We start from the raw sequence: 26154 nt of genomic DNA, 5'->3' as shown, positions 1-26154 counted from the left end.
CCGCCGATCACGCCGCGCGCGGTGTGATCGGCGTTCGATGCCCACATAGTCTGGCCCGGTGTCGAAGTTCTCTGAGGCGTGGCACTCGTTCAAGCAGTGGCCCTGGGCGGCACGGCTGGTGGTCCATCTGGCCGCCTTCGTCGTGCTGCTGCTGGTCTGTGGCCTGCTGAGCGGCATCACGCTGATCCGCCGACCTTTCCCGCAGCTCGAGGGCACCGCCGAACTGCAGGGCCTGAGCGCTGCCGTCGACGTGGTCCGCGACGAGCAGGGCATCCCGCAGATCTACGCCGACACGCTCGACGATCTGATGCGTGCCCAGGGTTACGTCCACGCCCAGGACCGTTTCTATGAGATGGATGTCCGCCGCCACGTCACCGCCGGCCGGCTCTCCGAACTCTTCGGTGAGAGCACGGTGGAGACCGACAAGACGATCCGGGCGATGGGATGGCGCCGGGTCGCCGAGCGCGAGCTCGCCATGCTCGCTCCGCAGACCCGGACCGCGCTCGAGGCGTATGCGGCCGGCGTCAACGAGTGGATGGACGGTCGGTCGCCTTCCGAGATGTCGGTGGAGTACAGCCTGCTTCGCCTCGACGGTCTCGACTACGAGCCGGAGCCTTGGACGCCGGTCGACTCGCTGGCCTGGCTCAAGGCGATGGCTTGGGACCTGCGCGGCAACATGCAGGAGGAGATCAGCAGAGCCCTTGCTCTGGTCGACCACACCGACGACCAGGTCGCGGACCTCTACCCCGACTATCCGTACGCGAGGCACAGCCCGATCGTCACTCAGGGGGCGTTGGTCGACGGGCGCTACGAACCCCAGGCCAGCAAGGCCGGAACCCGGGATCCGGCGCGGGTTCCGTATACGGCTGACCAGGCGGCGGCCCTGCGCGACGTGCAGCGGGCCTTCGACTCGATCCCCGCGCTGATCGGGCAGGGCGACGGGATCGGTAGCAACTCCTGGGTGGTCGCCGGGGAGCACACCGAGACCGGGAAACCCTTGCTGGCCAACGATCCTCACCTCGGCACCAGCCTGCCGGGTGTGTGGACCCAGGTCGGCCTGCACTGCCGCGAGTTGAGCAGCCTGTGCCCCGTCGACGTCTCCGGCTTCAGCTTCTCCGGGGTCCCCGGCGTGGTGATCGGGCACAACCAGAGCATCGCCTGGGGCTTCACCAACCTCGGCCCCGACGTCTCGGACCTCTACCTGGAACGGATCTCCGGTGACAACTGGTACTACGACGGCCGCTATCGGCCGCTGATCACCCGCCGCGAGGTGATCAAGGTGCGTGGTTCCGACGACGTCAACCTCACCGTGCGCGAGACGGCGCACGGCCCGCTGCTCTCCGACGTCTCCGACGAGCTCAGCACGGTGGCCGCCAACGCGCAGCATGCGGACGACGCCGACGAGGCCTACGCCGTCTCGTTGCAGTGGACGGCGCTACGTCCCGACACCACGGCCGACGCGATCCTGGCGCTCAACCGGGCGACCAACTGGACCGAGTTCCGGGCGGCGGCGTCGAAGTTCTCGGTGCCCGCGCAGAACCTCGTCTACGCGGACCGGGACGGACACATCGGCTATCAAGCGCCCGGCAGGATCCCGATCAGGTCATCGGGCAACGACGGATCGCTGCCCAGCAAGGGATGGCTGCCGGAGAACGACTGGACCGGGAGCTACCTCAGCTTCGACTCCCTGCCTCAGGTGTTGGACCCGGACGAAGGGTTCGTGGTCACCGCCAACCAGGCCGTGGTCGGCAAGGAGTACCCGGCCTACCTCACCGACGACTTCGATCCGGGCTACCGCTCGCAACGGATCCGCGACCTGATCGCGATCGCGATCGCGGACGGTGGCAAGGTGAGTGTCGAGGAGATGAGCCGGATGCAGCTCGACAACCATGTCGAGCTGGCCGACACCCTGGTCCCGTACCTGCTGGGGATACCGCTGCCGCGCGGCTACCAGCGGGACGGGCGTAAGGCGTTGCTGCGTTGGGACCGGCAGGCCGATGCGGACTCCGCCGGAGCCGCCTACTTCAACGTGGTGTGGCGGAACCTGCTGGAGCTGACCTTCGGCGACGAGATGCGCGACAGCCTCCGCCCGGACGGCGACGCACGTTGGTGGCGCGTGGTCGAGCAACTCCTCGACGACCCTGACAACGCATGGTGGGACGACCACGGGACGGATGACATCCGCGAGGATCGCGACGACATCCTGCGGGCGGCGATGCTGGCGGCCAGCGACGAGATCGTGGTGAAGATGGCGCGCGACCCCGGTAAGTGGGAGTGGGGCCAGCTGCACCGGCTCGACCTACGGAGCCAGACTCTCGGATCCTCGGGGAACCCGCTGCTGGAGCGGCTCTTCAACAGGTCCTGGAAGATCGGCGGCGGATCGTCGGTCGTCAACGCCACCGGCTGGGACGCGGCCGAGGGCTATGCGGTGACCTCGGCGCCGTCGATGCGGATGGTGGTCTCGCTGGCCGACTTCGACGACTCCCGGTGGATCAACCTCACCGGCGCCTCGGGCCACGTATTCCACGACAACTACACCGACCAGACCGACCTCTATGTCGAGGGTCGGACGCTGCCGTGGCGCTACAGCCAGGGTGCGGTGCGGCGGGCCGGGACGAACACCCTGACCCTGGTGCCGGCCGACTGACGGAGCGGCTCACCTGAACCGGACCAGCCCGCCGCCGGGGGTCACCGCCGCGGTGACCGGGCGGTCGTGCGGCTCGCTCGGTACGTGGTCGCGCACCTCGCCGTCATGGAGCAGGACGCAGGTGAAGGTGCCCTGAGGGACCCGGCCCAGCGCCCGATCGTAGGAGCCGCCGCCGCGGCCCAGCCGGAGCCCGGTGCGGTCGACGGCCAGCCCGGGAACCAGGACGACGTCCGCACCGGCGACAGCCTCGACGCCCAGCCGTTCTCCGGCCGGCTCCAGGATCCCGAACCGGGCCCGGCGCAGGTCCCCGTCGTAGAGCGCCCAGTCCAGGTCGTTGTCGGCCAGGAGGCAAGGGAGCAGGACCCGTTTGCCGGCCTCGCGGAGCCGGTCGAGCAGCAGCCCCGTGCCGGGCTCCGTGCCGATCGAGACGTAGGCGGCAACGGTCGCGGCCAGAGCCACCTCACGGCTGGCCAGCAGGTGGTCGGCGATCTGCTCGGCCGCAGCGACCAGTTCGGCCGGCGTGAGCCGGTTGCGGTGGGTGAGCAACTGGTCGCGCACGCTGAGCTTCGCCTCGGACATGGCCCCAGTCTCGCCCACCGCGGACGGCCGAGGAATCCTGGCGGGACGGTCGGTGGTGTCCCACCAGACGTCGGCTGCATTCGCCGCGGGGAGACCGAGCGTCCTACGATCGCCCTCATGGGCAGTGAAGCGCTGAACAAGGCACTGGAGAAGATGGCTGACGCCGGCGTTGGCCCGGTCGCCAGGGAGGTGTTCGCCCACTACTTCCGGCTGTTGGAGGCGGGCGAGACGGGGATGATCCCCGAGTCGACCATCGACCCGCTGGAGATGGAGTCGCTGGCCGACGTCGAAGTCACCGACGAAGACGCCGCCGAGGCGATCCGCCGCACCGTGGTGATCAAGCTCAACGGCGGTCTGGGCACATCGATGGGGATGGAGCGCGCCAAGTCGCTGCTCTGCGCCCGCCGCGGGCTCTCCTTCCTAGACATCATCGCCCGCCAGGTTCTCGACCTGCGCCAGCGCTACGACGCGAAGCTGCCGCTGATCTTCATGAACAGCTTCCGCACCTCCGCGGACACGATGGCGGCCCTGGCCCGCTACGAGGGGCTGCCGGTCGCCGGGCTGCCGCTGGAGTTCCTGCAGAACAAGGAACCGAAGTTGCTGACCAGCAACCTGTCGCCGGTCTCCTGGCCGGTCGACCCGGACCTGGAATGGTGCCCGCCCGGTCACGGTGACATCTACACCGCGCTGCTGGACACCGGCCTGTTGGACACCCTGCTGGAGCAGGGGTACCGGCACGTCTTCGTCTCGAACTCCGACAACCTCGGCGCGATCGCCGACCCACGGGTGGCCGGCTGGTTCGCCGCCTCCGGTGCGCCGTTCGCGATCGAGGCGGTGCGTCGCACCGCCTCGGACCGCAAGGGTGGTCACTTCGCGGTCCGTAAGGCCGACGGCCGGATCGTGCTCCGCGAGACCGCGCAGACCCTGGCGGAGGACAAGGAGGCGCTGGCCGACTTGAACCGGCATCGGTTCATGAGCACCAACAACCTCTGGTTCGACATCGCCGAGGTGCGCCGCACGCTGACCGAGCGCCACGGTGTGCTCGGCCTGCCGTTGATCCGCAATCGCAAGACCGTCGACCCGGCAGATGCGACCAGCCCCGAGGTGGTCCAGATCGAGACCGCGATGGGGGCCGCGATCGAGGTCTTCGAGGGCGCCCGCACGATCGAGGTCGGACGCGACCGTTTCGTTCCGGTGAAGACCACCGACGACCTGCTGGTGCTGCGCTCGGACGTCTACCAGCTCGGCAGCGACTTCGTCCTGGAGCAGCAGGCCGAGGAGCTGCCCTATGTGGCGCTCGACCCTGCCATCTACCGGTTGGTCGCCGAGTTCGACAAGCGGTTCCCGCAGGGGGCGCCGTCGCTCCGCGAGGCCGAGTCGCTCCGGATCGAGGGTGACTGGACCTTCGAGCCGGGGGTGGCGGTGCGCGGGGACGTCCACCTGGCCGACTCCGACCTCCCTCAGCGGGTACAGGAGGGCACGGTCCTCGGTGGCTGAGCCGGTCGCGGTCGCCGATCACCTGGCCCGGGTACTGGCCGGGGTCGAACCCCTGTCCACGCACAAGCTGAAGCTGCTCGATGCGTTGGGCCATCCGGTGGCCGAGGACGTGGTGGCGCCGATCGCGTTGCCGCGCTTCGACAACTCCGCGATGGACGGCTACGCCGTGCAGTTCCGCGACGTCTCCGACGCCCGCCACGACCGGCCGATCCACCTTCCGGTGGTCGCCGAGTTCGGGGCCGGGCCGACGACGTCCCACGTGTTGGAGGCGGGCACCGCGGTCAAGATCATGACCGGTGCGCCGATCCCGATCGGCTGCGACGCGGTGGTGCCCTACGAGTGGACCGACCGCGGCAGCGACGAGGTGCTGATCTCGCAGCCACCGACGCGCGGCCAGAACATCCGGCGAGCCGGGGACGACGTCGAGGAGGGCGAGGTCGTGGTCTCCGCGGGCACCGTGCTGGGTCCTCGGCAGATCGGCCTGCTGGCAGCGGTCGGCCGGGCCGAGGTGTTGACCCGGCCGCGGCCACGGGTGGTGGTGATCTCCACCGGCTCCGAGCTGCGCGATCCCGGCGAGGCCCTGGAGCCGGGCACGATCTTCGACGCCAACTCCTTCCTGCTGGCCGCTGCGGTCCGTGCTGCCGGCGGCATCGCCTATCGGGTAGGAGCGGTCTCCGACGACTCGCGTTCCTTCGCCGAGGCGTTGGAGGACGAGCTCACCCGGGCCGATCTGGTGATCACCAGCGGCGGGATCAGTGAGGGCGACTTTGACGTGGTCAAGGAGGCCCTGCGCGGCGACCTGTGGTTCGGCAAGCTGGCGATGCAGCCCGGCAAGCCTCAGGGATTCGGGCTCTTCGGTGCCCAGCGCACCCCGGTGATCACCCTGCCTGGGAACCCGGTCTCCTCCTACGTCTCGTTCCGGGTCTTCGTGGTCCCCGCGATCCGTAAGTTGCTCGGCCGGACCCCGTTCGAACAGCCGTTGCGGAGCGCCACCCTGAGCCACGGGCTGACCTCGTCGCCGGGGCGCCAGCAGTACGTACGAGCGTTCTGCGAGTCGTCCGTGGTGACCCCGGTCGGCGGTTCGGGCTCCCATCTGTTGGGTGACTTGGCGACGTCGAACGCGTTGATCGTGGTGCCCGCCGAGACGACGTCCTTGGCGCCGGGCGACCCGGTCTCGGTGCTGATGCTCGACGAGGAGTTCTGATGGCGGAGCGGCTGACCCACTTGGATGCTGCCGGGCATGCGCGGATGGTCGACGTGACCGCGAAGGCGGTCACCGCCCGGGAGGCGACGGCGTCGGGCCGGGTGTTGGTCTCGTCGGCCGTGATCGCGTTGCTCCGCGGCGAGGGTGTGCCGAAGGGCGACGCGCTCGGGGTGGCCCGGTTGGCCGGGATCATGGGCGCCAAGCAGACGCCGATGCTGATTCCGCTCTGCCACCCCCTGGCGATCTCCGGGGTCGAGGTCGAGTTGGAGGTGGCCGACGACGCCGTCGAGATCGTTGCCACGGTCCGGACCACCGATCGCACCGGCGTCGAGATGGAGGCGTTGACGGCGGTCTCGGTCGCCGCGTTGACGGTGATCGACATGGTCAAGGCGGTCGACAAGGCGGCGGTGATCACCGACGTCCGGATCGAGGCGAAGTCCGGAGGCAAGTCGGGGGAGTGGCAGCGGTGACCCCGCTGCGGGCCGCGGTCGTGGTCGCCTCCAACCGGGCGGCCGCCGGCGTCTATGCCGACGAGACGGGCCCGATCATCGCGGAGGCCTTACAGGGTTGGGGATTCGACGTCAGCGCGCCGACCGTCTGCTCGGACGGCGAGCCGGTCGGTGCGGCTATCGCCGCTGCGGTCGCCGACGGTGCCCGGCTGGTCCTCACCACCGGCGGTACCGGGCTGACGCCGACGGACCGCACTCCCGAGGTGACCCGGGCGCTACTCCGCTTCGAGGTGCCGGGGATCGCTGAGGCGATCCGGGCCGCCGGGGTGGCGAAGGGCGTGCCGACGGCGATGCTCTCCCGTGGGGTGGCCGGTGTCGTGGATGATGCCCTGGTGGTGAATCTTCCTGGCTCACGCGGCGGTGTCCGCGATGCCCTCGAGGTGTTGGGGCCGGTGGTGCAGCACGCGGTCGAGCAGATCGTGGGGAGCGACCATTGAGTGACTGGCCGGTGATGCTCGCCTACGGAAGCGTCGGTCTGCGTCCGTTGGAGTTGGCGGATGCGAAGGCGTGGCGCGAGGCCCGGATCCGGGGGACGGCCTGGCTCAAGCCCTGGGAGGCGACGGTTCCTCCTGACGCCGGTGATCGGCCCGCGACGTTCCGTTCGATGGTGAAGCGGCTGTCGAAGCTGGCGCGGGACGGTCAGGCGATGCCGTTCGCGATCACGGTGGACCGGGAGTTCGCCGGCCAGGTGACGGTGAGCAACATCGTCCGGGGGTCGGCGCAGTTCGCCTCGATCGGTTATTGGGTGGACCCGGAGTTCGCGGGTCGCGGGGTGGTCCCGATGTCCGTGGCGTTGGTGATCGACCACTGCTTCACCACCGCGCGGCTGCACCGGATCGAGATCTCGATCCGACCGGAGAACGTGAACTCGCTTCGGGTTGTGCAGAAGCTGGGGATCGCCGAGGTGGGTTATGCCCCGCGGTATCTGCACATCGATGGCGACTGGCGCGACCATCGACAGTTCGCCGTGACGGCCGAGGAGTGCCCGGGAGGCATGGTCAACCGGTTGCTGCGCTCCGGGTTCTCGGTCACTGGAGAATCACATCCGTCACACGGGTGATTTTGCGACACACCTAGCCGCCTCCTTCGGGTTCCGCCCAACCGCTCATAACCTCTGATACGTGGAACTGTCCGGAATCATCTTCGTTGCCGTCTTCGTGGCCTGGGCCATCTACCTGGTCCCTATGATGCGTCACCGCGATGAGGCCGACCCTGCGCGCTCGGTGGAACGGTTCTCCGGCAGGCTGCGGGTACTGGCGCGCCGCGACACCGTGGACGGCAAGGACACCAGGCTCACCGTGCCGGGTGCCGCTCCGTCGGCCGTCGACGAGCAGGCGCCCACGGTGACCAAGGCGCAGCTCCGCGCTCGCCGCGAGGCGACGCGCAAGGCGACCGAACGGCGTCGCCGGGTGTTGACCACGCTGGTCACCCTCAACGTGCTCGTTGCGGCTGTCGCGCTGGCTGGCGTCGTGGGTTGGCTCTGGCAGCTGGTCCCGGCGGGTCTCGTCGTTGTCTGGTTGGTGCTCTGCCGGGTGATGGTGAAGTCGGAACGGGCGACCACGCAGGCGATGCTCGCTCCGCGGGTCGAGACGGTTGCCGACGACGCCGAGGCGGACGACGTCCCGCAGGAGTACGACGTCGCGCGCAACGACCAGGGCTTCGACGAGGTCGCCCCGGAGTCGGAGACCACCACGATCCCGGCGATCACCGAAGAGGTCTGGGACCCGATGCCGGTGACCCTGCCGACCTACGTGGGCAAGGAGAAGGCGACCCGCCGTACGGTCCGCACCATCGACCTCGGCAGCCCCGGCGCCTGGACCTCCGGCCACACCGCCGAGGATTCGGAGTTGGCCCGTGAGGCCGACGAGGTGGCCGCAGCCACCCGCGATGACGAGGGCGAGCAGCAGCGCGCCGTCGGCTCCTGAGCCATCGAGAACGTCGCAGCCGGCCGCCGGGTTCATCGAACCCGGCGGCCGTTCGCATGGTGGGTCGGATTCGGAACGCGTGGGTCCAGGGTGCTATCTTTGGTGGGCGTCTTCGGGCGCACTGGGGCTTTGGCGCAGTTGGTAGCGCGTCTCGTTCGCAATGAGAAGGTCAGGGGTTCGAATCCCCTAAGCTCCACCAGATTGAAGGCCGCCGGCCAGCAGAGATGCTGGCCGGCGGCCTTCGTCGTTGTCGCTCCAGATGTTGCCCTGAGCCGTGTGCCCTTCGTCCCATAACGGACATTTACTGGCTACCCATGCTCCGAAAGGCCTAGGCTCACACGTAGGTAGCTGGCTCGGTGATCGGAGCAGTGATGGGACATCGTCGCGAGGTATTCGTAGCGTTCTTGGCCAGTGGCGCCCTGTGGGTGTCTGTCCTCGGCCTCTTCCTCAGCAACCTCGTCCTGGCGGGTATCGCTGCCGCCTACGTGGCACTCGGTGCCTGGCTGCTCGCCCGCGATGAGACCAGGCGAACGCGGACGGTGGCACTGCTGTGGGTCGTAGCCGTGCTGATCTGGATCGCCCTACTCGCGCCGGTGGCGACGCTCCTCGGTGCCATCGCCGCCGGATTGGTGATCGGGTCGCTGCTCTTCGGACTCTGGGCGGGGCCAGCGTTGCTGGTGCTCCAGTTCATCGTCGAAGGGCGGCGTCCGAGCCAGCGCGCGGCCCAGGCCTGAGCGGCAACACAGCGAGACCTCCTTCGCGCCCAATTCAGTGGTTCTGCTGAGGTGGGGCCGCCACGAGGAATATCCTCCACAAGCGGCAAGCCATCGAAGGGACCCCGGATGTTGCTCAAGGTCACGTCGGCAATCACTCTCATCGCCTCTTGCCTACTGGTCCCTCTCACGCCGGGCACTGCGGCACCGCCGAAGACCGGCACGGGCTGCACCATCGTCGGTACCACCGGTGACGATGTCCTGCGCGGTACGCCGGGCAACGACGTCATCTGTGGGCTCAGCGGCAACGACCGGATCTACGGGCTGGGCGGTCGCGACGTGCTGCACGGCGGGCCCGGCAACGACGTCCTGATCGGTGGTGCAGGCGACGATCACCTACGTGGTGGACAGGGCCGCGACCGTCTCGACGGCGGCAGCGGAGGCGACCTGGTCCGCGGGGGTCGGGGTAACGACACGTTGACCGGTGGTTCGGGCGCCGATGAGATGCGCGGCGGGCTCGGCCATGACCTGATCACCGGCGGCACCGGTGGTGACACGATCTTCGGTGGCCCCGGCAACGACACCCTGCGCGCGCAGGAACGCCGCGGACCCCGCGACCTGGTCTCCTGCGGGCGCGGCAGCGACAGCGTCACCGCCGACTCCATCGACTCGATCTTGCGCTCGTGCGAGAAGGTCGACCAGCGTCGTAGTCCGACCGAGATCACCTTGTCACCGGCCGAAGTGACCGAAGGCGAACCGACAGGCACCTTCGTGGGGAACCTGAAGGCCATCGACCCCGACACCGCCAGCACCCATACCTTCGCCGTCGTCGCGAACAGTGGGACCGGCGTCGGATCATTCCGGATCGCCGGATCGACCCTGGTCACCAGCAAGCCGCTCGACCATGAGGCGACACCCACGCTGACCCTGCGGATCCGCGCCACCGACTCCACCGGCCTCACCTTCGAGCGTCCGTTCACCATCGCCGTCACCGACGAGGACGAGCCTGTCTCGGCCGTCGACGACGAAGCGACCGTCGATGAGGACTCCGCGGCCACTCCGATCGACGTGCTCGCCAACGACACCGACCCCGAGGGCGGCGCCCTGAGCATCAGTTCGGTGACCCAGCCTGCTGCTGGCGTCGTGGTGATCACCGGGGGTGGCACCGGCCTCAGCTACACCCCGAACCCCGACGCCTGCACCGTCGGCGGAGCACGCGACACCTTCAGCTACACCCTCGTCGGCGGCGCGAGCGCTTCGGTGGCGGTCACCGTCACCTGCCTTGCCGACGCGCCGGTCCTGGGGACCAGCGCCGGGGTCACCACCTACGCCGAGCAGGACCCGGCCACCGCCGTCGACTCGGCGCTCACTCTCACCGATGTCGACCCGGGCGGCACGATCAGTGGGGCCACGGTCACGATCAGTGCCGGCTACGCGAGCGGCCAGGACGTGTTGGCGCTCGGCGGTACGCATACCCCGATCTCGGCCACCTACGCCGCAGGCACCTTGACCCTCGACGGCGATGCCGGCCCGGCCGCCTACCAGGCGGCGTTGCGCGCGGTCACCTTCGCCAACACCTCCGACACCCCGGCGACGGCCGGACGCACCCTCACCTTCGAGGTCGTCGACGACGCAGGCCTCGACGCGACGGCGACCCGTGCGTTGAGCGTCCAGGCGGTCAACGACGCGCCGGTGTTCACCGCGCCGGCGACGCTCTCGGCCCTGGAGGACGCCGCCGCGGTCTTCTCCGGACTCAGCGTGGCCGACGCCGACGCCGGTTCGAACACGGTCTCCTTGTCGCTGGCCGTCTCGCACGGCCGGATCACCCTTGGCAGCGCCTCCGGTCTGAGCTTCGTCGTCGGCGACGGCGTCAGCGACGCCGCGGTCGCCTTCGAAGGGACGCTGGCCGACGTCAATCAGGCGCTGGTCGGCCTCTCCTACCTCGGCACCGCCAACTACTCCGGTGCGGACACGCTCTCGGTCACCGTCGGCGACCTGGGCAATTCGGGGAGCGGCGGGTCCAAGTTCGACCTGGCTGAGATCCCGCTGACCGTGGACGCCGTCAACGATGCCCCCAGCTTCACTGCGGGACCGAACCAGAGTGCGATCGCCAACGCCGAGGAGAACGGCGACCCGATCGCCTACCGGGTCGACCCGTGGGCGACGGCGATCAACGCGGGCCCTGGCGAGAGCGGTCAGGCGGTGGCCTTCACCGTCAGCTCCTCGAACCCGCAGCTCTTCCAGGTCCAGCCCAGCATCACGAGCAACGGCGTCCTGCACTTCACCCCTGCCCCCGGCCAGACCGGCACCGCGACGGTGACCGTGCGGATCAGTGACAACGGGGGCACTACCAACGGCGGTGTCGACACCTCGGCGGCGCAGACCTTCACCATCGAAACCGTCGAACCCGGACCCACCATCACCTCGGTCAGCCCGGCGATCCTCAAGCCCGGGATGACCGCGACCGTGACAGGCCGTCTCTTCGACACCACTGCCGCCAACAACGTCGTCACCATCGGCGGCGTCACGGCGCCGGTCACCGATGCCACGGCCACCTCATTGACCGTCACGGTGCCGTGCTTGCCGTCGAACGCCAGCGCCGCCGTCAAGGCGACCGTCGACGGCGTTGCGACCAACACCGTCAACTACCCGGTGGAGACCACCACCAACGAGCTGGGGGTGGGCGAGGTTGCGATCGTCGCCGGCTTCGCCGAGGTGACCTGCAGCGCGCTGGCCTCGGCCGAGGGTTCGGCCCGGTACGTCGTCTCGGTCTTCAACGCGGCCACGGACCCGACGGCCAATGCACCGTTCCAGCTGGCGGGGAACGTCGCCGTACCCCCTGACCTTGCGGCGGACCGGTCGGGACGCGCTGCCGCGCCCGGCAAGGATTCGCTGGAAGAGTTCGCCGAGGACGGGAGCGGTGCCGACGGGCTTCTGGCAGCACCGGGCGGGGACCATGAGGCCGACCTGGCTGCGAAGAACCGTGAACAGCACCGCCTGCTGAGCAAGGAGTTCGGCACCGCCGGAATCAAGCGCCGCGGCGCTGCCCGTGACGCACTGGCCGGCGACCTGCCGTTGACCCGGAACTTCCGGATCGCCAACATCATCGCGAGCAACATCTGCAACAGCTACTACGTCGCAAGCGCCACCCGGGTCTACGCCGAGGGCAAGCTGGTCATCTACGAGGACGACGCCACTCCGGCGCCGTTCAAGGCCTCCGCCAACCCGGATATGGCGGCCTATTACGAGAAGATCGGCGACCAGTTCAACGCCGACATGGAGCCGGTGATCCGCAACAACTTCGGCGATATCCTGCGCCGGGACGCGGTGACCGACAACAACGGCGTGATGGTGGCGCTCGCCTCGCCCCGGCTGAACGCCGCGTTCCCCGGCACCGCGGGGTTCGTGGTCAGCTGTGACCAGTTCCCCAACGACGATTCGGGTTCGCCGGCCGTCGGCGGTCCGTACACCGGCTCCGGTATCAACGGTGCCAGCAACCTCGGAGAGTTCTTCTACGTCTACCAGCCGTCCGTGGACGCCTCCGGCTACGCGATGGGCAACACCCCAGACAACTGGTACCGCACGGTCCGCTCGACCTTCGTCCACGAGATCAAGCACATCGCCTCGTTCTCCGCCCGCACCGCCAACGGCGCGAGCCTGGAGCTGCCGTGGTTGGAGGAGGGCACCGCACGGATCGCGGAGGAGTTGTGGGCGCGCGATGCGGTCTACAACGTGGCCTGGCAGGCCAACACCGGGTACGGCAGTGCCGCCGCTCCGAACAGCCTCTACTGCGATGGGCGGCCCGCCCACTCCGAGTGCGACACCCTGCCTCACCGACCGGTCTCCGGCATGCAGCGCCACTTCACCACGTTGTACACCGTCCTCTTCGGCGCCAACGCCCGGTTGCTGTCGCCGTTCGGTGCGACTCCCTCGGACAACGCCTCCTACTGGTACGCCACCAGTTGGTCGTTGCTGCGCTATGCGATCGACCGGTTCGGCGGCACTGAGGCCGCGTTCCTGAAGGCGCTCACCGACTCCAGTACCACCGGCGCGGCGAACCTGGCAGCACGCACCGGCGTCCCGACCGACACCCTGCTCGGCGGCTGGTCCCTGGCGCTGGCGGTGGACGACTACCCGGGCCTGGCTGATCCGAGCGCCGACGTCCAGATCGGGACCTGGAACTTCCGTAGCATCTATGCAGGGTTGAACACGGATTTCCCCAGCACCTACACGCTTGCCTACCCGCACGTGCCGGCTGCGTTGAGCTTCGGGGAGTTCTCGCCGACAGCCGCCACGACGCTGCGTGGAGGTGGGTTCCTGACGTACCAGATCTCCGGAACCCAGGGTGCCGACCAGTTGCTGCGGTTGACGGCTCCGGGAGGTGCGCCCGTGAGCAGTACGTTGCGGGTCGCCGTGGTCCGGGTCGAGTAACCGCGACTGGCCGATCGTCGGGTGGGCAGCACTGATAGCCGGAACGTGCCCCATCTTGTCCCCCGAAAAGGGGTCAAAATCCAGCGAGGTTCGCCTGCGCCGATGCGTGCAGGAGCCTGTCGCCGTTACGGTCGGCGAGGCGTCTGAGGGGGACGTCTCGCGTTCGGGGGAGCGCTCGGGTCGTACCTGGCGATTTCCTCGGCGCTTGCCTCGTTTCGACGAAAGGTCAGGCTGCTCGTGCCGAACATCGAAGACCAGGGGCTGTCCGCAGCCCGGCGGTGGTTGATCACCGCCATCGCCTGTGCAGTAGCGCTGCTGCTGCCCTCCATGACGACCGTCGCGCAGGCGGACGTCGACGCCGGTGACTCCGTCTGGCTCGGAACCAAGGTGGGCTACGGCGGCACCGGTGCCGTGCCGGTCTACGAGACCCAGCCGGCCGACCCTGCCAACCCGGGCGAGGCCGACTTCTGGGCCTTCTGCCTGGAGAACCAGGTGACCCGTCGGACCAACACCGCCGGCGTCGTCGGAGACATGTCGACCTACCTCGGCAGCAACTACTTCACCGACCCTGCCATCCAGGGCAAGGTGCTCTGGGTCCTCGCACACAGTTACCCCGCGATGGGACTTGCTGAGTTCGGTGTTGCCGCCGGCGCTCCTGGGATCTCTCGCGACGACGCGCTGGAAGCCGTCCAGTACGCCATTTGGCGCTACACCGACCTGAACTTCGACGCGGCCTGGGGCTGGGAGAGCCCGGACTCGGAGGCCGCCTACTGGTACCTGGTCAACGGAGCCAACGCCAGTGCTGGCATGACGCCTGCAGACTTCGCGGTGACCGCCTCGTTGACCGCTCCTGCCGGGGCGCAGTCCGCTGACTCGCTGGTCGGGCCGTTCGTCGTGCACACCAACCAGGCGACCGCGCAGGTGACCAGCAGCCCGGGCGTCGCTCTCGTCGACGCCGCCGGTGTCGCGATCGACGCCAGCGCCGTCGTCGACGGACAGCAGATCTACATCGACCGGCGCGGTTCGACCGCAGCCGGCTCTGCGACCCTCACCATCGCGGCCGAGGGATCGAGCGGCTCCGGACTGGTGCTCTCGGTGCCGACCACCAACGGCGGCACCCCGACGTCGGGCAGCCACGCGCAGTCGATGATCCTGATCGCCCCGTCGACCGCCGAGACCACCGACGATGCTGCGGTGACGTGGTCCTCGACCTCGGTGCCCACGAAGGCCAAGCCGACGCTGACCACCCAGACCTCCGCCGCGGTCGCGGCACCGGGGGTGCGGCTCTTCGACACGGTCAGGATCAGCGGGTTCGTCGCGGGCCACGGAGCCACCGGCAGTGCGACCCTCTACGGTCCGTTCGCGAGCAGGGCTGCGATGGCCTGTCGTCCGGCGACGGCAGTCAAGACGGTGGGCTTCACTCCCCGCAACGGCATGATCCGCACTCCGAAGGTGCGGATCACCGAGACCGGTTACTACACCTGGGTGGCGCGGACGACCTCGGACAGCCAGAACGAGGCGGCGTCGCACGCCTGCGGGTTGAAGTCCGAGACGTCGTTGGTCCGCAAGCCCGGGTACAAGTCGCCGCGGGTGGACACCGGCTACACCTCGGCCGGCGACCATGCCGCGCGGAGCCGGTCAGTCAAGGTCACGATCCCGGGCCTCGGCGTCAACGCTTCGGTCTCGACCGTGACCGCGCCGAAGAACGTCATGCGGATTCCGAGCAACGTCGCGGCGCTGGGCCAGCTCGACAAGTCCGCGGGGATCGGTGACCTGATCGGCGCCACGGTGATCGCTGGTCACGTCTCGGACCGGCACGATCGACCGGGCGCGTTCTCGCGGCTCGGCAAGGTCAAGAAGGGGCAGATCGTCACCGTCAAGACCGGCGGCAAGACGGTGCGCTACCGGGTCACCAAGGTGGAGTACTTCTCCCGGAAGAAGACGCTGCCGCAGCGGCTCTTCACCACGACCGGTGTGCACGGGCTGACGTTGATCAGTTGCGCGGGCCGGGTGACCACCCCGGGCGGCGGCTTCCACTACAGCAAGAACGTGGTGGTCAGTGCGGAGCGAGTGCGCTGATCAGGCTCTGATGCGGTCCCCCTGCAGCGTCTCGCTGCAGGGGGACCGTTGCTTCTCCCGACGTTTCTGCTTCCAGGTGGCGTCCCGCCCTCCGGGGAGGAAGGTCGAGCGCGGATCGCCGGCGTCAGGCGTGCGGAGTCGCTGGGACCGGGGAGGCTCCTCCTCTCGGGGCCTGCTCAGCCTCCTGCGCGGTGATCAGGCAGTAGGTCGAGGCGATCATCACCAGCGGCCACAACAGCGCCACGATCAGCAGGGGCACGGCGTTGAGGATCACGAAGGGTGCCGGGTAGATCAGGAAGAGTGCCGCCGCGACGACCAGCCCGGTGGTCGTCAGCAGTAGAAGGCCGAGCACCGCCACCGGGAGGATGGTGCGCCAGGAACGCCCGGCCAGCACCAGGCTGCGCCACCAGGCATGGAATCCGTTGACGCCGTCCAGGACGACGAGCGGGACCAGCAGCGTCCAACCGGTGAGCAGGAGCAGCGCGATCGGGGTCAGCACCAGCGAACCGAGGCAGAAGGCGATCACGACTCCGGCCAGCACCATCGGCAACGCGGCGCTCAGCGCCGGGCGCCAGGCGCCACGGTAGGCCTGGGCTGCGGTGATCGAGCGGCCGTCGGCGATCGCCTCGATCGCATGGACGGTGGCGGTCGCCGCGGGCAGCAGCGAGCCGAGCGCGGCGAGGGCAAGCAGCCCCTGCCACCACCAGGGCACCCCGGAGACGAACCCCAATGAACGGATCGCCACCGCCACTACGGTGATCGCCGCCATCGGGCCGGAGATCCGGAGGAAGAGTCCCATGTGCCGGCGGAAGAGCTGCCAGGAGGCGTTCGCGGTCTGGCCCGCCGAGCGCCACCGCCGCAGTGGGAGGGGAGCGGTCTCCCACGCGGTCCGGCCAAGCAGCCAGCGCATGGCCAGCAGTGCGATACCGAGACCGATCAACACCGTCATCGGCGACGAGACGTAGCTGCGGAAGAGGTCACTGCCCGTTCCCACCGCCGAGCAGTAGGTCTCCGTCACGCGGGAACCGACGAGCCCGGATCCGGGGACCTCGAAGCTGGTGGCGCGGGCCTTGTCCGCCCAGCTGAACGGGCTGTTCCAGGCCTGCTTGCGGTTGGGGCCGGTGGGGCCTTCGTAGAAGCGGCGCGGGCCGACCTCGCCCCAGTGCCCGCGGTACTGCGTCCACGGGAAGGCAGCAGCAGCCGCGGCCTCGTCGGTCGGGATCGTCTTGACCACCGGCTCCAGCTCCCGCTGTGCCCCGGCGGTGCTGTCACAACCGAAGCCGAGCTCGGCGTTGTTGCCCATGAAGACGCCGCTGCTGAACTGGTTGGCGTGCGAACCGGCCGAGACGAATACCACCGGGTGGGTGTCGTCGACGATCTCCAGTTTCTCGTCCGGCTCCTCGCCCCAGTCGGCGTACTCGGCGCCATAGTGCTGGGAGTAGACGACGCGGACCGGCGTCTGGTCCAGTGCCTCGGCCGCGGAGTCGGCGGCGAACTCGAGCTGGATCCGCTCCCAGTCGGTCTCGTGCTTGTTGTTGTAGTCGTTGAACGGGTAGAAGAAGAAGTACTGCAGCGCGAGGCGGCCCTCGTGTCCTTCCTGGAACGCGACCCGGCCGTAGATGGTGGGCGTCGGTTCCTTGCCCCATTGGGCATTGGCCCACTTCTCGTAGCTGCACTGCGGGTCGAGAGGGTCGCCCGGCAGGTCGAGGGCGTAGCCCGGCAGCCCCTGGGCGACGTCCTCAAGGCTGGGCGCCGCCTTCACCAGGTCCCGTTGGGTCCACGGACCCCGCAGCGCCACCGACGGGTTGTCGAACATGACGTCGACGTCGCTCGGCACATAGGGCTCGCCGGGGCCACACTCCTCGGTCTGTTCGACCAGGCTCATCACCGGGGCGAACTTCTCGGCGAGCGCTGCCTCAGGCGAGGCGGGCGCGGCCTCCGCCCCGATGGGGTCGTCGCCTTCCGTCACGACCGGAGTTGCCGACGCCGGTGCGACCAGCAGCGCGAGCAACGCAGCCACGCCGGCTGCGTGGAGCAGGCGTCGCGTGCCTCTCGACGGGTAACGGGAACCGGTTCGCCGTGCATCCATGACTCGGACTATAGGGACAGAACGCTCCGCCGGGGCCTCTGGCAGCGGCTGGCGGTGCTTTTTCGTGCGTGGTTCAGTGGAAGCGCAACAGGTCAACGCTTCTTCTGCGGTTCGAGCAAGTACTAGTCAAAGGAGAGAGTTCGATGCGTGCGGTGGTCTTCGAGAAGTACCAGTCCGACCCGGTTCTCCGGGAGGTGGAGAAGCCGAGACCGGGCCCCGGGGAGGTGTTGCTCAAGGTGGCCGGGGCGGGCGCCTGCCACTCCGACGTCGCCGTCTTCCGCGACTTCTCCGAGGAGTTCGGCCCGGCGCAGCTCAAACCGTCGTTCATCCTGGGCCACGAGAACTCCGGTTGGGTCGAGGAGCTCGGCGACGGGGTGAGCGGGATCGAGATCGGCTCGGCGCATCTGGTCTACGGTCCGATCGGCTGTGGCCGCTGCCCGGCCTGCTCGCGCGGTCAGGACACCTACTGCGAGAACGCAGCGACGATGCCGTACCTGGCCTCAGGGTTGGGGCGCGACGGTGGGATGGCGGAGTACCTTGCGGTCCCGGCCCGGAACCTGGTGCCGCTCGGAGACGCCGACCCAGTGGCTGCCGCTCCGCTCTCCGACGCAGGCCTGACGCCGTACCACGCGATCAAGCGGTCGCTGCCGGTGCTCAGCGGTGGCGGCAGGTTCGCGCTGGTGATCGGTCTCGGCGGCCTCGGCCAGTTGGGTGTTCAGATCATCAGGGCGTTGACCGGTGCGACGGTGATCGCCACCGACAACAAGGCCGACGCGATGCGCCGCGCCGAGGAGGCTGGCGCCGTCACAGTGCCGGGCGGGCCGGAGCAGGCCGCGGCGATCCGTGAGCTCACCGGGGGCCGCGGCGTCCATGCGGTCTTCGACTTCGTCGGGGTCGCGCCCACCATCAAACTGGCGATGGACAGCGTTGCGTTGCAAGGACGGGTCACCGTGGTCGGGATCGCCGGTGGGGTCTACGAATGGAACTTCTACGGCGTTCCCTACGAGGCTGATCTCTCCAATACGTACTGGGGAACCATCGAGGAACTGCACGAGGTGGTCGCCCTCTACCGGGAAGGCAAGATCGCTCCGGAGGTTGAGATCTTCTCGATGGACGAGGCGCTCGAGGCCTACCGCAGGTTGGAGGCAGGCGAGTTGAGCGCTCGGGCGGTGGTCGCCCCACACGGCGAGTGAGCCGTCGCGTCGGGCCGGCTCGGGGATGCTGAGCCGGCCCAACGTCGCTCAGGCCCGTTTCAGCGTGCGGGTCTCGATCGTGGCGATGGTGATCGCGCGCTCAGCGATCAACCAACCTGCGCCGTCGCGCCGATAGAGGTCGCGGTAGCGAAGCCGCCAGAACAGATCACGTGGGCCGTCGTCGGTCTGGCTGATGTGGTGCGCGACGGCGGTGATCACGCCGATCGCCCGGTCCGGGGCACCGTCGACCGGGTCGAGCACGACGCCGAGAGTGCCGTGGACGGTGGAGGAGAAACCGTCCAGACTGCGCAGCTCGGCGGTGATCGCGTCGCGGCCGTGCAGGTCGTTGACCGGCCCCAGCTGCGACGGCGGCGCGGGCGTGCGGAGGACGGCGTCGGCACAGAAGAGCTCGCTCACCTTGTCGAAGGCACGCGCATCGACCAATGCCGCGTACCGGGAGACGAGGTCGTGCAGCGCCAGCCGGTCGTCCGTCGTCAGGCTCACAGACCGAGCCGTTCGGCACAGGCGGAGAGCTCGTCCTTGGCCTGGTCGAGGTCGTCGGTGTCGCTGGCGGCGAGCACGATCCGGGTCGCGCCCTGGGCTTCGAGGGAGGCGGCACGGTCGGCGTTAATCTTGGTGACCAGGTGCCCCAGCGAGAGTTCGAGGGCGGCCGGATCGCGGTCGTTCTCCTCCGCGGTGCGCCGCATCAGGGCGACGACGTCGGCGAGCGCCTCGCCGGCCAGGCCGAGCGGCTGGAGTCCGTTGCCATAGCGTCCGGCACGGCGTGCGGCGGCCGGGGTGTGGCCGCCGATGTGCAGCGGGACGCCGCCTGCCTGAACCGGCTTCGGGTAGCTGACGGCGTGGTCGAAGTTGAAGAACTCACCGTGGTGACTGACGCCGTCGGGGCCACCGGCCCACAGCTTGCGGAGCACTTCGAGCTGCTCGTTGGCGCGGCGTCCGCGGGCGGTGAAGGGAACGTCGCAGGCCTCCAACTCTTCGCGTAGCCAGCCCATGCCGACGCAGATCCGGAGCCGACCGCCGGAGATCCGGTCGAGGGTGGCGAGTCGCTTGGCGAGCACCACCGGCTGGTGGTTGGGGAGGACCAGGACCCCGGTCGCCAGGCCGAGCCGTTCGGTCCGACCGGCCAGGAAGGAGAGCATCTCCAGCGGGTCCGGGATGTCGATGTCAGCGGGAAGTTCCACGCGCCCCGACGGCGCATACGGGTACTCGCTGGAGTACTCGCTGGCCATCACCGTGTGCTCGACCAGCACCAACGACTCGAATCCACACGCCTCGGCGTGCTGCGCGTACGCGCTCATCCAGGCGGGGTCGGCGGTCTGGCCTGACGCCGAGGAAGCGACGACTGCGTATTCCATGGGGGCTCCTTCTGCGCCGTCCGTTTTCAGGTCGGCGTTGACGGTCTGGTGTGACGTGTCCTACTTTATCAAGCAAGTGCTTGATAGATTAGCATTCGGATCCCTGAAGGAGGAGAAATGGCTGTTCAGCAGCTACGTCCGCGCAGCAGGCGCTCGAAGTGGACCCGGCTCGGTGCCGGAGTTCTGGGTGCGCTGGTGCTCTCAAGCTCGTTGGTCGCCTGCGGTGGCGCGAGTTCGTCGTCGTCGGAGAACGACACCCTGCGGTTCGCGTCCTACGGGCCGCCGATCCGCACCTGGGACCCGCACCGTGACGGCCGCGCAGCGTCCAACCTGATGCTCTTCGCGGTCTACGACCGCCTCATCGGCGTCGACCCGAACGGAGCCCTGATCCCGCAGCTGGCGACCGCCTGGGAGTTCAGCGACGCGACCACCTTGGACCTGACCCTTCGCGAAGGGGTCACCTTCCAGGACGGCACCGCCTTCGACGGCGAAGCGGTCAAGGCGAACATCGAGCGGGCCCAGACCATCGACGACGGCACCGGCCCGTGGGCCGCGCCGTTGAGTGTGGTCAAGGCGGTCGAGGTCACTTCGCCGACCTCGGTGAGCCTGAAGCTGAAGGCTCCGTCGGCAGCGCTGCCGAACCTGCTGGCCGACGCGGCCGGCGCGATGATCAGCCCGGCCGCGTTCACGAAGGATCTCAACCAGGTCACCGCCGGTGCCGGGATGTACAGCCTCGCCAAATGGACGGCCGACGGCAGTGCCACCTTCGAGGCGTACGACGGCTACTGGGACGCCGACTCGGTCGGTCCGTCGACGATCGAGATGCCCTTCCAGCTCGACCAGCTCCGCCGTCTCGACATGCTCAAGGCGGGTGAGGTCGACGCAACCTTCGGCCACACCTCGTTCGTGGACGCCGCAGAGCGTGACGGGCGTAAGGTCGCCCCCGCGGTCGGCGTGAATTTCTGGATGCTCGACTTCAACCGGGCCAGCAAGCCGTTCGACGACAAGCGCGTGCGGCTCGCGATCAACTACGCGCTCGACGCGCAGCCGATGATCGACGCCCTGCTCGCGGGGCAGGCGGAGAAGAACCAGCAGCCGTTCAACGAGTCCAGCGTCGGGTTCAGCGAAGAGGTCGGGAAGACCCCGTACGAGCGCGACGTCAAGCGCTCGCGTGAGCTGCTCGCCGAGGCCGGCCACCAGAACGGGATCAGCTTCGACTGCGCCGTTGTCGCAGGTAGTGGCGGTGCCTACTCCGCCTATCTCGAGGTGATCAAGGAACAGCTCGCCGAAGCCGGGATCAAGCTGGACATCAAGCTCGTCGAGTCCCAGAGCGCGGCTCTGCTGATCGACAAGTCGGTCGACTGCGCGCTGCTTCCCTACGGCACCGGGTCGCCGATCGTGCTGGCCAAGCAGCTCTTCGCCACCGACGGTTACTACAACGCAGGCAAGGTCGCCGATGAGGAGACCACCGCGCTTCTCGCGGCGCTCGACGAGCCCCAGAGCGACGACGAACTGGGAGCGGACTTCGACGCGCTGGTCAAGAAGGTCATCGACGACGCGCTCTTCACCGGCGTCTTCTTCGAGCAGTGGGCCGTGGTGAGCGATGAGCGCGTGAAGGGCCTCGACTTCTACACCACCGGCCAGTACACGGAGTTCCGCGGCGTCAGCGTCGACTGATTCACCCGGTGGGCGCTGGCTCGGTAGCGCCCACCGTCCTGCACCAACCCCATGATGAGAAAGGCTTGAACGTTGGCACACTCGCTCACCGGACAGGGAGCACTGATCACCGGCGGGGCCGGCGGCTTCGGCGGCGCGATCGCGGCGCATTTGATCGCGGATGGCGCTGCGGTGACGTTGATGGGCCGCACCCGTTCCGCGCTTGAGGAGACGGAGCAGCAGCTCCGCGATCAGCACCCGGACGCCCAGATCCAGGTCGTCGTCGGCGATGCCGCCAACGCCACTGACGTGGGGCAGGCGGTCGAGGTCGCCAACGCCCAGAACCTCAAGATCGTCGTCTGCACCGTCGGGGGCGGAACGATGGCGCCGCTGATGGCGCTCAGCGCCGAGGTCCTGGTCCAGGACTTCGAGCGCAACGTCGTCACCGCCCTACACGCGATCCGGCACAGCGCCCCGCTCCTCGCGGCGAACGGAGGCGGTTCGATCATCTGCACGTCGTCGACCGCAGGTGGGTTCTCCTTCCCCTTCATGGGCTCCTACTCGATCGCCAAGTCCGGTCTGGAAGCTCTGGTCCGGGTCGCTGCCGACGAGCTTGGCGCCCACGACGTCCGGGTGAACGCCGTACGCCCCGGCCTGGTGCCGACCAAGGCGGCGAAGCCCGGCATCCTGGTCACTGACCCCGAGCAGCGCGCCGCGGTGCTCCGCGAGAAGCCGTTGGCCCGGGTCGGCACCGCCGCCGACATCGCAGCAGCGGTCCGTTACCTCGCTGGTCCCGAGTCGGCCTGGATGACCGGCGCGGTCCTACCGGTCGAAGGCGGGAACCACCTGCGCCGCGCCGCGGACCTGGAGAAGTTGGCCCGTTCGGTCTGTGGGGACGACGTCATCGATCGCGCCCTGCGCGCCGAGCTGGTGGAGGCGCCGCGATGAGCGCGAGGACCGAAGAGCTGACCACGGTGCCTGGTGTCGGGGACTCGCTCGCCGAGCTGTTGTGGAGTCGCCGGGATGATGCTGAAGGTGGAGTCCGATTCGGCGCGGAGCGCTGGAGTTGGGCGGAGGTGGTCACCGAGTCGGTGCGCCGAGCCCGACTGATCGACGAGCTGCGTACCGGGCCCGGAGCTGTCCATCTCGGGGTCTTCTTGGAGAACGTGCCGGACTACGTCTTCTGGCTGGGCGCGGCGGCGTTGAGCGGCAGTGTCGTGGTGGGAGTCAACCCGACCCGGCGCGGTGCCGACCTGGCAGCCGATATCCGGCACACCGACTGCGATCTGCTCGTGGTCGAGACCACGACCGCGGCGCTGGTCGCTGACGTCGACCACGGCATCGAGTCGGCGCGCGTGCTCGACATCGACACCGCGGACTACGCCGCGCGGGTCGCAGCAGCCGACGTCGCCGGGTACCAGCCGAACCCGGTTTCGCTCGCCGACCCCTACCTGCTGCTGTTCAGCTCGGGCTCGACCGGAGCTCCGAAGGCCGTGATCTGTTCGCATGGGCGCCTCGGGGGTCTTGCTCACGCGCTGGCCGAGCGGATGCGGATCGACCGCGACACGGTGACCTATCTGTGTATGCCGCTGTTCCACGGCAATGCGGTGATGACCAACCTGGCGCCGGCGATCCGCTCGGGGGCCACAGTGGTGCTGGCGCGGAAGTTCTCGGCCTCCGGCTTCCTACCGGACATCAAGCGGTACGGCGTCACCTACTGGAACTACGTGGGCCGGGCGCTGGCCTACGTGTTGGCCACTCCGTCGTCGCCGGACGACGCCGAGAACGCCCTGCGTCTGGCGTATGGGACCGAAGCCTCGGCGGCTGACATCGAGCGGTTCGCCGAGCGGTTCGGCTGCGAGGTGATGGAGGGCTACGGCGCCAGCGAGGGCGGACTCCGGATCAACCTGACGCCGGACACGCCGTCCGGCTCGCTCGGACGCACCGTCGGGGAGCGCCCGATGGAGATCGTCAATGAGGAGACCTTGAGCGTCTGCGCCGCGGCCCGCTTCGATGCCGATGGGGTTCTGCTCAACGCGGATGAGGCGATCGGCCAGATGGTGGTGCGTGGCGGAGCCCAGGCATTCGAGGGCTACTACCGCAACGAGGAGGCCTACGCGGAGCGGGTGCGCGGGGAGGACTTCTGGACCGGCGACCTCGCCTACCGCGATGAGGAAGGCTTCGTCTACTTCGCCGGCCGGACCGCCGATTGGATGCGGGTCGACAGCGAGAACATCGCGGCGGCACCGATCGAGCGGGTGCTGCAGCGCCACCCGGAAGTGCGCCAGGCCGTCGTCTACGGCGTTCCCGATGCGCGTACCGGGGACCAGGTGATGGCCACCCTTGAGCTGGCCGACGAGGTGACGTTCTCGGCTGTCGGCTTCCAGGAATTCCTTGCTGGGCAACGGGACATGGGCACCAAGTGGCGACCGCGGTTCGTTCGGATCAGCCGTGAGCTTCCGGTTACCGGCAACGGCAAGGTGGCCCGCGCGGATCTGCGGCGAGCCGGCTGGCGATGCCCGGACCCGGTCTGGATCCTTGAGGCTGACGGCAGCTACGCCTCGCTCACCGACGAGCGGCGCGCCGCGTTGCGTGCCGAGTTCGCCGAACACGGTCGCGAGCACCTGATCGGGGCGACCCTGTGAAGCAGGTGACGGGTGTACGGCCGCGACCCTTCGTCCTGGAGGACACCGAGTTCTGGTGGTCCGCCGCAGCAGCCGAACGGTTGTTGATCCAGCGCTGTGTGGGCTGCCGGACGCTGCGGCACCCACCCGCGCCGAGCTGTGCGAGCTGCCGCAGCCTGGACTGGGACACCGTGACAGCGAGCGGTCGCGGCACGGTCCACAGCTTCGTGATCTCTCACTATCCCCAGCATCCGGCGTTCAGCTATCCGCTTGCGGTGGTGTTGGTCGACCTGGAGGAGGGCACCCGGCTGGTGGCAGCTTTTCAGGGCTCGCCCGACGAGGTCCGGATCGGCCTCCCGGTCATGGTCGACTGGATCACGGACGAGGCCGGCACCGTGCTCCCGGTCTTCGTTGCCGCCGAGGGGCCCCGATGAGCGGGGCGCAGCTCGGCGACGGCACGGTGGCGATCGCGGGGATCGGCGCGACGGAGTTCTCCAAGGCGTCCGGACGCAGTGAGCTCGCGCTCGCCGTCGAGGCGAGCCTTGCGGCGCTGGCGGATGCGGGCCTCTCGCCCGACGCGGTCGACGGGATGGCGACCTTCACGATGGAGACCAACCCCGAGAACGCACTGGCCCGAGCACTGGGTATCGGGGAGCTCTCCTTCTTCAGCCGGGTCGGCTTCGGCGGTGGGGGTGGATGCGCGAGCGTCATGCACGCGGCCATGGCGGTAGCGACCGGCGTTGCGGAGACAGTCCTGGTCTACCGGGCGTTCAACGAGCGCTCCGGCAGACGCTTCGGCCAGGGGCCGCCGCCGGACAAGGTCGCGGTGACCACCGAGAACGAGTACCGATCCTGGGTCAACCCGCACGGCCTGCTCACCCCCGCTCAACAGACGGCGATGGTGGCGCAGCGGTACCTGAACCGGTATGGAACCGACCCCGAGGCGTTCGGCCGGGTCTCCGTGCTGGCCCGCAAGCACGCCGCCACCAACCCCCATGCCTGGTTCTACCAACGGCCGATCACGTTGGCCGACCACCAGAACTCTCGGTGGATCGCCGAACCGCTCCGACTGCTGGACTGCTGCCAGGAGACCGATGGCGGACAGGCGCTGGTGGTGACCAGCGTGGAGCGGGCTCGCGATCTCCAGACGGAGCCGGCGGTGATCCGCGCGGCCAGCCAGGGCATCGGTCCCGACCAGCACACGATGGTCAGCTACTACCGCGACGACATCACACACTTCCCGGAAGTGGCCGGTGTTGCGCGCAGACTCTGGGCGCAGAGCGGGCTGGTGCCCGGCTCCATCGACGCGGCGGTGCTCTACGACCACTTCACCCCGTACGTCCTGACCCAGTTGGAGGACTACGGCTTCTGCGGTGCCGGGGAGGCCGGCGACTTCATCGCCGAGGGACATCTCGAGTTGACCGGCCGCCTCCCCACCAACACCCACGGAGGCCAACTGGGGGAGGGCTATCTGCACGGGATGAACGGCATCGCCGAAGGCGTCCGGTTGGTCCGAGGCACCTCGGTCAACCAGCCCACCGGCGTCGAGCACGTCCTGGTCACGGCTGGTGCCGGAGTACCGACCAGCGGCCTGGTGCTCGGTGTCGACCACGAACGAACGAACTGAGAGGA

Annotated in this window: 20 protein-coding genes and 1 tRNA gene; 17 read left to right on the top strand and 4 right to left on the bottom strand. The window is 68.9% G+C overall.

Annotated features, from left to right (window positions below):
• Positions 1 to 58: 58 nt before the first annotated feature.
• On the top strand, positions 59 to 2647 hold the full coding sequence (locus ACLM5J_RS01440; RefSeq protein ID WP_413654223.1) for a penicillin acylase family protein: 2589 nt from the start codon (positions 59 to 61) through the stop codon (positions 2645 to 2647).
• A 9-nt stretch (positions 2648 to 2656) separates the two neighbouring features.
• On the opposite strand, the gene ACLM5J_RS01435 is transcribed toward ACLM5J_RS01440, so the two are convergent.
• Entirely contained in the window at positions 2657 to 3226 is a 570-nt protein-coding gene (locus ACLM5J_RS01435) for a 5-formyltetrahydrofolate cyclo-ligase (protein WP_413654222.1), read from the bottom strand.
• Between the two features lie 117 nt (positions 3227 to 3343).
• Here ACLM5J_RS01435 and ACLM5J_RS01430 point away from each other — a divergent pair, with 117 nt between their 5' ends.
• From ACLM5J_RS01430 to ACLM5J_RS01385, 10 genes are all read left to right on the top strand, one after another.
• Positions 3344 to 4723 carry a UTP--glucose-1-phosphate uridylyltransferase gene (locus ACLM5J_RS01430; protein WP_413654221.1) on the top strand — a complete coding sequence of 460 codons (1380 nt, stop codon included), beginning with the start codon at positions 3344 to 3346 and terminating at the stop codon, positions 4721 to 4723.
• On the top strand, positions 4716 to 5927 hold the full coding sequence (gene glp / locus ACLM5J_RS01425) for a gephyrin-like molybdotransferase Glp (protein ID WP_413654220.1): 1212 nt from the start codon (positions 4716 to 4718) through the stop codon (positions 5925 to 5927). Before ACLM5J_RS01430 ends, glp begins: the two co-directional genes overlap by 8 nt.
• On the top strand, positions 5927 to 6397 hold the full coding sequence (moaC, locus tag ACLM5J_RS01420) for a cyclic pyranopterin monophosphate synthase MoaC (RefSeq protein WP_413654219.1): 471 nt from the start codon (positions 5927 to 5929) through the stop codon (positions 6395 to 6397). The genes glp and moaC overlap by 1 nt, the downstream gene beginning before the upstream one ends.
• A 5-nt stretch (positions 6398 to 6402) precedes the next feature.
• Positions 6403 to 6873: a MogA/MoaB family molybdenum cofactor biosynthesis protein gene (locus ACLM5J_RS01415; RefSeq protein WP_413654998.1), complete on the top strand. Its 471-nt coding sequence runs from the start codon at positions 6403 to 6405 to the stop codon at positions 6871 to 6873.
• Positions 6870 to 7496, top strand: a complete 627-nt coding sequence (locus ACLM5J_RS01410; RefSeq protein WP_413654218.1) for a GNAT family N-acetyltransferase — start codon at positions 6870 to 6872, stop codon at positions 7494 to 7496. The genes ACLM5J_RS01415 and ACLM5J_RS01410 overlap by 4 nt, the downstream gene beginning before the upstream one ends.
• A gap of 61 nt (positions 7497 to 7557) precedes the next feature.
• Entirely contained in the window at positions 7558 to 8361 is an 804-nt protein-coding gene (locus tag ACLM5J_RS01405; protein ID WP_413654217.1) for a hypothetical protein, read from the top strand.
• A gap of 123 nt (positions 8362 to 8484) precedes the next feature.
• Positions 8485 to 8560: transfer RNA gene (locus tag ACLM5J_RS01400), tRNA-Ala, on the top strand.
• Positions 8561 to 8732: 172 nt separating this feature from the next.
• A complete protein-coding gene (locus ACLM5J_RS01395; RefSeq protein WP_413654216.1) occupies positions 8733 to 9095 on the top strand; it encodes a hypothetical protein in 363 nt (120 codons plus the stop codon).
• Between the two features lie 108 nt (positions 9096 to 9203).
• A complete protein-coding gene (locus tag ACLM5J_RS01390; protein ID WP_413654215.1) occupies positions 9204 to 13505 on the top strand; it encodes an Ig-like domain-containing protein in 4302 nt (1433 codons plus the stop codon).
• Positions 13506 to 13742: 237 nt separating this feature from the next.
• Positions 13743 to 15584, top strand: a complete 1842-nt coding sequence (locus ACLM5J_RS01385) for a sortase domain-bontaining protein (protein ID WP_413654214.1) — start codon at positions 13743 to 13745, stop codon at positions 15582 to 15584.
• A 124-nt stretch (positions 15585 to 15708) separates the two neighbouring features.
• Here ACLM5J_RS01385 and ACLM5J_RS01380 read toward each other — a convergent pair whose 3' ends face one another.
• Positions 15709 to 17673 (bottom strand): hypothetical protein, encoded by a 1965-nt coding sequence (locus tag ACLM5J_RS01380; protein WP_413654213.1) that lies wholly within the window; start codon positions 17671 to 17673, stop codon positions 15709 to 15711.
• A 143-nt stretch (positions 17674 to 17816) separates the two neighbouring features.
• Here ACLM5J_RS01380 and ACLM5J_RS01375 point away from each other — a divergent pair, with 143 nt between their 5' ends.
• Positions 17817 to 18866, top strand: a complete 1050-nt coding sequence (locus ACLM5J_RS01375; RefSeq protein ID WP_413654212.1) for an NAD(P)-dependent alcohol dehydrogenase — start codon at positions 17817 to 17819, stop codon at positions 18864 to 18866.
• A gap of 48 nt (positions 18867 to 18914) precedes the next feature.
• On the opposite strand, the gene ACLM5J_RS01370 is transcribed toward ACLM5J_RS01375, so the two are convergent.
• Entirely contained in the window at positions 18915 to 19370 is a 456-nt protein-coding gene (locus ACLM5J_RS01370) for a nuclear transport factor 2 family protein (RefSeq protein ID WP_413654211.1), read from the bottom strand.
• Positions 19367 to 20242, bottom strand: coding sequence for an LLM class F420-dependent oxidoreductase (locus tag ACLM5J_RS01365; RefSeq protein WP_413654210.1), 876 nt, complete (start codon positions 20240 to 20242; stop codon positions 19367 to 19369). The genes ACLM5J_RS01370 and ACLM5J_RS01365 overlap by 4 nt, the downstream gene beginning before the upstream one ends.
• Positions 20243 to 20359: 117 nt before the next feature.
• Between ACLM5J_RS01365 and ACLM5J_RS01360 the strand changes: the two genes are divergently transcribed.
• The 5 genes from ACLM5J_RS01360 (at position 20360) to ACLM5J_RS01340 (ending at position 26149) form a co-directional block, all read left to right on the top strand.
• Complete coding sequence (locus ACLM5J_RS01360) at positions 20360 to 21919, top strand: ABC transporter substrate-binding protein (RefSeq protein ID WP_413654209.1); 1560 nt, start codon at positions 20360 to 20362, stop codon at positions 21917 to 21919.
• A gap of 72 nt (positions 21920 to 21991) precedes the next feature.
• A complete protein-coding gene (locus ACLM5J_RS01355) occupies positions 21992 to 22846 on the top strand; it encodes an SDR family NAD(P)-dependent oxidoreductase (RefSeq protein ID WP_413654208.1) in 855 nt (284 codons plus the stop codon).
• Positions 22843 to 24543, top strand: coding sequence for an AMP-binding protein (locus tag ACLM5J_RS01350; RefSeq protein ID WP_413654207.1), 1701 nt, complete (start codon positions 22843 to 22845; stop codon positions 24541 to 24543). The genes ACLM5J_RS01355 and ACLM5J_RS01350 overlap by 4 nt, the downstream gene beginning before the upstream one ends.
• The gene (locus ACLM5J_RS01345) at positions 24540 to 24956 is read left to right on the top strand and encodes a Zn-ribbon domain-containing OB-fold protein (RefSeq protein WP_413654206.1); all 417 of its coding nucleotides are present in this window, start codon (positions 24540 to 24542) and stop codon (positions 24954 to 24956) included. Before ACLM5J_RS01350 ends, ACLM5J_RS01345 begins: the two co-directional genes overlap by 4 nt.
• The gene (locus ACLM5J_RS01340) at positions 24953 to 26149 is read left to right on the top strand and encodes a lipid-transfer protein (protein WP_413654205.1); all 1197 of its coding nucleotides are present in this window, start codon (positions 24953 to 24955) and stop codon (positions 26147 to 26149) included. Before ACLM5J_RS01345 ends, ACLM5J_RS01340 begins: the two co-directional genes overlap by 4 nt.
• Positions 26150 to 26154 lie beyond the last annotated feature (5 nt).

It is taken from the genome of Nocardioides sp. Bht2 (assembly GCF_047308515.1).
Lineage (GTDB): Bacteria > Actinomycetota > Actinomycetes > Propionibacteriales > Nocardioidaceae > Nocardioides.
This window is presented reverse-complemented; position numbering and strand designations above follow the sequence as displayed.

Excerpts from the sequence above, each read along its gene's own strand:
- ACLM5J_RS01435 (WP_413654222.1), bottom strand. The coding sequence starts at position 3,226 with ATGTCCGAGGCGAAGCTCAGCGTGCGCGACCAGTTGCTCACCCACCGC.
- ACLM5J_RS01430 (WP_413654221.1), top strand. The coding sequence starts at position 3,344 with ATGGGCAGTGAAGCGCTGAACAAGGCACTGGAGAAGATGGCTGACGCC.
- moaC (WP_413654219.1), top strand. The coding sequence starts at position 5,927 with ATGGCGGAGCGGCTGACCCACTTGGATGCTGCCGGGCATGCGCGGATG.
- ACLM5J_RS01395 (WP_413654216.1), top strand. The coding sequence starts at position 8,733 with ATGGGACATCGTCGCGAGGTATTCGTAGCGTTCTTGGCCAGTGGCGCC.
- ACLM5J_RS01390 (WP_413654215.1), top strand. The coding sequence starts at position 9,204 with ATGTTGCTCAAGGTCACGTCGGCAATCACTCTCATCGCCTCTTGCCTA.
- ACLM5J_RS01380 (WP_413654213.1), bottom strand. The coding sequence starts at position 17,673 with ATGGATGCACGGCGAACCGGTTCCCGTTACCCGTCGAGAGGCACGCGA.
- ACLM5J_RS01375 (WP_413654212.1), top strand. The coding sequence starts at position 17,817 with ATGCGTGCGGTGGTCTTCGAGAAGTACCAGTCCGACCCGGTTCTCCGG.
- ACLM5J_RS01365 (WP_413654210.1), bottom strand. The coding sequence starts at position 20,242 with ATGGAATACGCAGTCGTCGCTTCCTCGGCGTCAGGCCAGACCGCCGAC.
- ACLM5J_RS01360 (WP_413654209.1), top strand. The coding sequence starts at position 20,360 with ATGGCTGTTCAGCAGCTACGTCCGCGCAGCAGGCGCTCGAAGTGGACC.
- ACLM5J_RS01350 (WP_413654207.1), top strand. The coding sequence starts at position 22,843 with ATGAGCGCGAGGACCGAAGAGCTGACCACGGTGCCTGGTGTCGGGGAC.
- ACLM5J_RS01340 (WP_413654205.1), top strand. The coding sequence starts at position 24,953 with ATGAGCGGGGCGCAGCTCGGCGACGGCACGGTGGCGATCGCGGGGATC.